The 1,742-nt window shown below is 65.6% G+C and carries 2 protein-coding genes; one reads left to right on the plus strand and one right to left on the minus strand.

Annotated features, from left to right (window positions below; all coding sequences use genetic code 11):
• A partial coding sequence (locus ABT294_RS50680) for a transposase (RefSeq protein ID WP_350813570.1) occupies nt 1-198 on the plus strand: 198 nt, incomplete at its 5' end.
• A gap of 693 nt (nt 199-891) precedes the next feature.
• Here the strand turns inward: ABT294_RS50680 and ABT294_RS50685 are convergent.
• Nucleotides 892-1,665 (minus strand): hypothetical protein, encoded by a 774-nt coding sequence (locus ABT294_RS50685; RefSeq protein WP_350813742.1) that lies wholly within the window; start codon nt 1,663-1,665, stop codon nt 892-894.
• Nucleotides 1,666-1,742 lie beyond the last annotated feature (77 nt).

Raw genomic sequence — 1,742 nt, forward strand, 5'->3', positions numbered from 1 at the left:
GCCAGCCCTGCCCGTGAACTACGCGACTTCGTCGCCGGCCTTCGTCGCGACTGGGCGGCGGTCAAAGCCGGACTCACTCTGCCCTACAGCTCCGGTGCAGTGGAAGGCAACGTCAACCGCATCAAGATGATCAAACGGATCATGTACGGGCGAGCTAACCCCGACCTTCTCCGCATCCGCGTGCTGCACGGCTACTGATCACGGAAAGTGAGCCAGACCCACACGCACTTGGCCGTTGACAAATCGGCTGACGAGAGAGCGCGGCCCCAGGGACTGCTACCCCCGTCGCCTGCACAGGCCTTTCGCAGACGGAGCGGCTTACCGCCAACGGCTGCTCCACCAGTATCAAGCCCCGGAGGCTTCGCCGCCGGTGCACTTTTGGCCGACGGCGTCACATGTCCACGAACACCGTCGGTCGTGGCCGGGGCGGTTCTCTCCTCCTGGGTACGGTGAGGGGTGCACGGGCCACTGGACCGGGAGAGACGCGACGCGCTTGCCAGGGCACTGGTGATCAACGCGCCCTACCTGCATCACATCCACGACGACATGGGCCCGGAGCATCCTCCGGGCCCATGTCGTGTGCAGGGGTTGTTTCCTTGAGCGGTCGTGAAGTCAGGGAGTTTCGTAGCCGACCCAGTTGATGTGCCAGCCGAACCGCCCGGCATCGGCGACCGTCAGGGGTATGCCGTCGCGCCATTTGAGGGAAACGCTGAACTGGGTGGCGGTGACGTTGTAGATGGCACTGGTGCCGGGGTCGTATTGCGTGCCGCCGTCACCTCCGAGGGCGATGCGGTAAATGGGGCTGCTGGTGAACCCGGCTGCGGAGGTATCGACGTCGATGTAGATGGAGTTGGGCCCATAGGCCTTCCAGCCCTGCCCAGGGGCGGTCTGTCACTGGGGCTCGTTCTCGAACCGGCCAGCGTGCAGGACGCCCGAGTAGGGGGAGCCGGGTGAGGCCACGACTTTCGCCCCGGCCCAGACGAAGGTGAGGGCTCCGTCGGTGACATTGAGCCCCTTCACATACCCGGTGGCCACGTCGTTGAAGGTGGCCTCACCGGCGTACAGGGCGCCCGGCTCGCCGGAGCTGCGTGTGCGCCAGACTTTCACCCCGCCCTGGGTGAAGGTGATGTCTCCGTCGCCGTCCCGAAGCCCCTTTACATACCCGGTGGCCACGCCGTTGAACACGGCCTCGCCGACGTACAGGGTGCCCAGGTCGTTGGAGCTGCGATTGCGCCAGACCTTCACCTCGCCCGGGAGGAAGGTGATGTCTCCGTCGGCGTCATTAGGCCCGCTCACGTACTCGGTTCTGATGCCGCCGGCGTACAGGGCCCCGCCTTCCTGGGAGCCGAATTCGCGCCGCACGTGCATCGCGCCCTTGGAGAAGGTGAAGGCTCCGTCCCCCTTGGTCGCCCCCTGTACCCACGGGGTGGTGACGCCCTTGATGGCGGTGAGAGCCTCCAGGATGGGATTGCGCACCTGAACGGTCGTGGTGAGGAAGTGCTGCTGCCGAGTGTTGAGGTCGGTGGCGATAAGGATGTAGGTAGTAGCCCGCTTCGGGGCGTCGGGCGGTGACCAGCTGCCCCCGGAGACGGGGACGGGCTGCGCCGCGCCCGGGTACATGATCTCGTAGCCGAAGCCGGCGGTCTCTATAAAACTGACGATCATCGTTGACACCTGGGTCTCCGGCCACTACGGAGATCATCTATGTCGAACCCGAGCCCCCCGCTCGACCGTGAAGCCAA

The organism is Nonomuraea sp. NPDC000554 (assembly GCF_040300065.1).
In the GTDB taxonomy this organism is placed as follows: Bacteria; Actinomycetota; Actinomycetes; order Streptosporangiales; family Streptosporangiaceae; genus Nonomuraea.